At 59.3% G+C, this 4461-nt stretch carries 4 protein-coding genes; 1 reads left to right on the forward strand and 3 read right to left on the reverse strand.

Features of this window, described 5'->3' with window-relative positions:
• Both WBF74_RS02560 and WBF74_RS02565 read right to left on the reverse strand, forming a co-directional pair.
• Positions 1-1739: TonB-dependent receptor family protein (locus WBF74_RS02560; RefSeq protein WP_424434710.1), on the reverse strand; the 1739-nt coding region annotated here is incomplete at its 3' end.
• A gap of 84 nt (positions 1740-1823) precedes the next feature.
• Positions 1824-2222, reverse strand: coding sequence for a DUF2946 family protein (locus tag WBF74_RS02565; RefSeq protein ID WP_424434713.1), 399 nt, complete (start codon positions 2220-2222; stop codon positions 1824-1826).
• 127 nt (positions 2223-2349) lie between these two features.
• Here WBF74_RS02565 and WBF74_RS02570 point away from each other — a divergent pair, with 127 nt between their 5' ends.
• Positions 2350-3189, forward strand: a complete 840-nt coding sequence (locus WBF74_RS02570) for an enoyl-CoA hydratase (RefSeq protein WP_424434716.1) — start codon at positions 2350-2352, stop codon at positions 3187-3189.
• Positions 3190-3249: 60 nt separating this feature from the next.
• On the opposite strand, the gene WBF74_RS02575 is transcribed toward WBF74_RS02570, so the two are convergent.
• The coding region (locus WBF74_RS02575) for a TonB-dependent receptor plug domain-containing protein (protein WP_424434719.1) at positions 3250-4461 on the reverse strand (1212 nt) is incomplete at its 5' end.

Here is a 4461-nt window from a genome sequence, read left to right on the forward strand (position 1 = left end):
GTGTATGCCTGTTCGAGCAGGAGACGGCTTCCTTCCGGCAGGGCGGATTGAAACCCATAGGCGCCAAGATCAAGCGTGAGCGATGCTTCGATGCCCTGATGGATGGTCTCATCCGCATTGAAGGTCGAAGCAGGGATGCCGGCGCCCACAGTGAAGTTGACGATTTCGCCCTTCACCCGCGCATGATAGAGCGCAACATCCCAGGCGATGCTCGCACTTGCGCCGCGTGTGCCTGCTTCGAAGGTAACGGCGCGCTGCGGATCAAGCGGCACATATTGTCCCGGCCCTTGCACAAGCTCCGTAAAGGTCGGTGGCTCGTAGCTCCGGCTGACATTCGCGTAGAACTGCGTGTTCTCTGCTGCATCCCATAAAAGCCCGACTTTCGGGTTCAGCGAATTGAATGAGGTGTCGTCGCTATTTGCCGGGGTCAGCCGGTCATCCAGTTTGCGCTGCGAAGCAACGCCCGTGACGCCTCCGACCAATGCGACTGTGTCCGCAATATAAAGCTGGTTCTCTGCATAGAGACGCTGATTGCTTGCCGTCTGTGTCGCATTGGAGGTCATGGGCAGGCTGCGCGAGCCACCGGCATTGGTGTAGCGCTTCGCTTCCACCTCACTCCACGACACATCGCCGCCAAGCGTGAAGACGTTGCGAAGTCCTGCGAGTGTGCTTTCACCGCGATAGCGCACGAAGAACCCGGCAACGGGCCCACGCTGATCAATCACCTGAAAGATCGGATGAAAGAGCCGCTTGTAGCCCGCATAGCCGCCAAGCTCGATAAGCCCGCCATCTTCCAGCTTCATCGCCGTTTTGTTGGCGACGCGCAGCGAGCGGACATTGCGTTGGTGATCTCCACTGACACTGCCCGGATTAGCCATCTCCGGCGTATTGAGCGCCTGGCCGAGGGTGAGCGAGCCGGGCATATCCTGATCGACGACATTGGAGGTGAGATAGAAACGCGTCTCCGCCCTGTCGTTGAAGCGGTGGCCGATATTGGTGGAGAAACGAATGCTCTCCTCGCGCTCATGGTCGCGATATCCGTCTGCATGATTCGCACTCATGGCGGCAAACACATCCGTCGTTCCATAGACACGCGCGGCCTGTGCGTGAACGCGTGCCGTGCCGTAGCTGCCACCTTCCATACGGAAGAGATTGGCGGCCTGTGCTGTATAGGCGGTGGGCATCACGAAATTGATCGCGCCGCCCAGCGTGGAAGAGCCGAAGCGCACGCCGTTCCCGCCCTTATAGACTTCAATATGCTGCGCGATCAGCGGATCGATTTCCTGAAAATCCGCCGAGCCATCCGCAAGATTGAAGGGCACGCCATCCTGAAGCAGTTCAAGCCCGCGCATATGGAAGCCGCGCGAAAGGCCGGAGCCGCGAACGGAAAGCCGCACCTCCGCGCCATAACGCTTTCGCGCAAAGACGCCCGGCGTGAAGTCCATCACATCTTCGATGTTATGCGCGTAGGAATCATCATAGCGCGTCGTCGGCACCACGGAGACGGCACCCGGTATGCGCGACAATTCACGCTGTGTTTCGGTGACGCCCGGAACGGTTAGCGTGCCGGGGCGCTGTGGTGCGGATGGAAGATTGGAGAGAGGGCTGACATCACCATGGATGCCGCCCGGATAAATGGTGATCTCCAGAACCTCATCCGCGCCGGCGGGTAGGGATAGGGCAAGCGACAGGCAAAGTGCGCTTGTGGCACTTCGCGGCAGAAAATGGCGAATGGTCATGTGGCCTCGCTAATGGGCTCGCGTCCGCAAGCGGCAGGCAGCGGACGTCGTTGCCGGAAAATCAGAACGAGAATGCGAGCGGGATCAGGCCGGGGGTGCGCGGGGATGGCTTTCGCCATCAGCGGCTTGCGCCAGAACGGCATGGGCGGCACGAAGCGGAGCAGGCAGCACCCAGTTTGCGGCGGGCAGGGTGATCAGCGCGGTAAGGAGCGCGGAGCCACAATGATGCACACAAGCCGTGCAGTCATGTTGCGATGTGGTGCCGGGGGCCGGTTCAACCGGGTTGCCTTCAGCGTCGAGATAGATCGTCTTCCACTCGCCGCCCGAGCAGATCATCGTCTCGAAAAGGGCTTGGGTGGAAGGCGGTGCCAATTGCAGGGCAAGCGGCACGGCAACATGGAGGAAAATCGCCAGAATGGCGAGCAACCGGCCCGCCTGAAAGCGGCCCTGATTTTCCTGTCGAAATGTTGCCAACGTCCCCATGGCGGAAACATTACGCCTCTCCGCCGCATGAGGCCATCGCCATGTTCCGCGCAGTTTGTCGCAGCGCTGGCGCTTCTACCTATACTTGCCGCAAAATCGGGACACTAAGCGGCAAAGGGAGGAGAAAATGGCTGAATATGAAGACCTGCTCTATGAGTTGAAGGGCCGCGTGGCGGTGCTCACGCTCAACCGGCCTGACAGGCTGAATGCCTGGACGGGCGCGATGGAAAGAAGCGTGAAGCGCGCCATGGCCGCCGCCGTGGCTGACGATAATGTCCGTGTCATCGTGCTCACCGGCGCGGGCCGGGGTTTCTGCGCAGGGGCCGATATGGGCCTCCTTCAGCAGATCGAAGCGCGCAAGGGGGAGGAGCGTCCGGGCGCGAGCGAGGAGACATTCGATTTCGCAAGCGGCCTTGGGCCTGATGTGAGCCCGCATTATGGCGGGCGTTTCGGCTATCTGCTTCAGGTGAAGAAGCCGATCATCGCGGCGATCAATGGGCCGGCGGCAGGGCTCGGCCTCGTTGTGGCGCTATACGCGGATATCCGCTTTGCGGGGTCGGAAGCAAAATTCACGACCGCCTTTGCAAGCCGCGGGCTCATTGCCGAGCACGGTGTCTCGTGGCTGTTGCCGCAGCTTGTCGGTCCCGCGCATGCGCTCGATCTTCTGATGTCAGCACGCAAGTTCATGGCGGATGAGGCGGAGCGCATCGGCCTTGTGAACCGCACCTTCCCGCAGGAAAAATTCATGGCGAATGTCATGGACTATGCGGCCATGCTCGCTGAAACGGTTTCACCTCGCTCCATGGCGGTGATGAAGGCGCAGATATGGAAGGCCCCTTTCCAGAGCTTCGACGAGGCGCTCGCAACCGCTGATGCAGAGATGCAGAAGAGCTTTGCCAGCGAAGACTTCAAGGAAGGCGTCACCCATTTCGTGGAAAAGCGCACGCCGAACTTCACGGGTCGTTGATACCGGACAGGCAAAACAAAAAAGGCGCGGGAACGGCTCCCGCGCCATTTTTCGTCTTGCTCAGAAGGAGAAGGTCACACCTGCCAGAGCCTCTATGCCTGCTCCTTGAAAGCCATCGGCAGGGTAATAGGTCTTGTCCAGCAGATTGGTCACCTTGCCTGTCAGCGTGATGCTTTCCGTGATCTTGCGTGTCGCGGCAAGATCGACAGTGGTGTAGGAGGGCGGATTGATGATACCGCCGAAGAAGGCGGGATCGGCATAGATATCGACATAGGTGATATCGGTCGCGAGCGTTGTCAGATCGTCAATCGCCCATCGCGCAGCGAAACTGAGCTTGTGCCGCGGGCGGCGCGACGTGGCCGCTGTCGTGCCCGGCTCCATCACTGTGAATGTATAGGCAAGCGATGCCGAGAGATTGTCGAGAAGCTGCGCCTCGATGGAACTCTCGACACCTTTGGCGGTGAAATCACTGCCATTGATCGTCGTCGTGTTGGGCCAGGCGCTCCAGTCCTCAATGATCGGATTTTCAACCCGGTTCACGAAATAGGTCACGCTTGCAAGAAGACGGGAGTCAAAAAAGCCCTGTTCAATGCCCGCTTCCCAGCCCTTGTTCTTCTCGGGTGCAACATTCGGATTGCCACGGAACGCACCGCCGCCCGCCGCTGTCGTGGGAGAAAAGCCGAAGCGTTGATAGAGGGAAGGAACCTTGAAGCCCGTCCCGTAGCTTGCTGTCAGTCGCGTGTCGGTTGCGGGATGATAATAGGCTGGCGCAATGGTGAAGCTCGCCTGATTGCCGAAATTTTCCGGCATGTCATAGCGGATGCTGCCTGTGAGGAAGACACGGTCCCCAAAATTCAGATGCTTCGACGAATAGACGGCGAGCGCATTTTCCCCGACATCGGAATTCTGCGTCGTGACCGCGCCGAAACTGTCGGAATAGCCGGTGGACTTCAGCGTCTCCCGTGTCGCACGGATGCCGAAGGAAAGCGTGCTCCAGTCAAGCAGGTCGATCGCATTGTCGAATGCCCCGTTCAGGCGTTGCCCCGTATGCCGTGTGTCAATATCCGTAGTCGGAATATAGGTATCCGGTGGATTGCGGTCATCGCGACGAATATGCATGTAGGAAGCCGAAAGGCTCGGGCGCCACTTGCCGTCATAAAAGCGGCCGGAGAGTGATCCATTTGTCGTGAACTGCTTCGTATTCGCCTTGTAGTTCACATCCTCGCCGAAATTGTCGAGATCAGCTTCCGCATCCATATATTGCGCAAAGAA

The sequence above is a fragment of the Parvibaculum sp. genome (assembly GCF_049672805.1).
In the GTDB taxonomy this organism is placed as follows: domain Bacteria; phylum Pseudomonadota; class Alphaproteobacteria; order Parvibaculales; family Parvibaculaceae; genus Parvibaculum.

Bases quoted from the DNA above. Each gene is read 5' to 3' on its own strand.
- WBF74_RS02570 (WP_424434716.1), top strand. From the start codon at position 2,350: ATGGCTGAATATGAAGACCTGCTCTATGAGTTGAAGGGCCGCGTGGCG.
- WBF74_RS02565 (WP_424434713.1), bottom strand. From the start codon at position 2,222: ATGGGGACGTTGGCAACATTTCGACAGGAAAATCAGGGCCGCTTTCAG.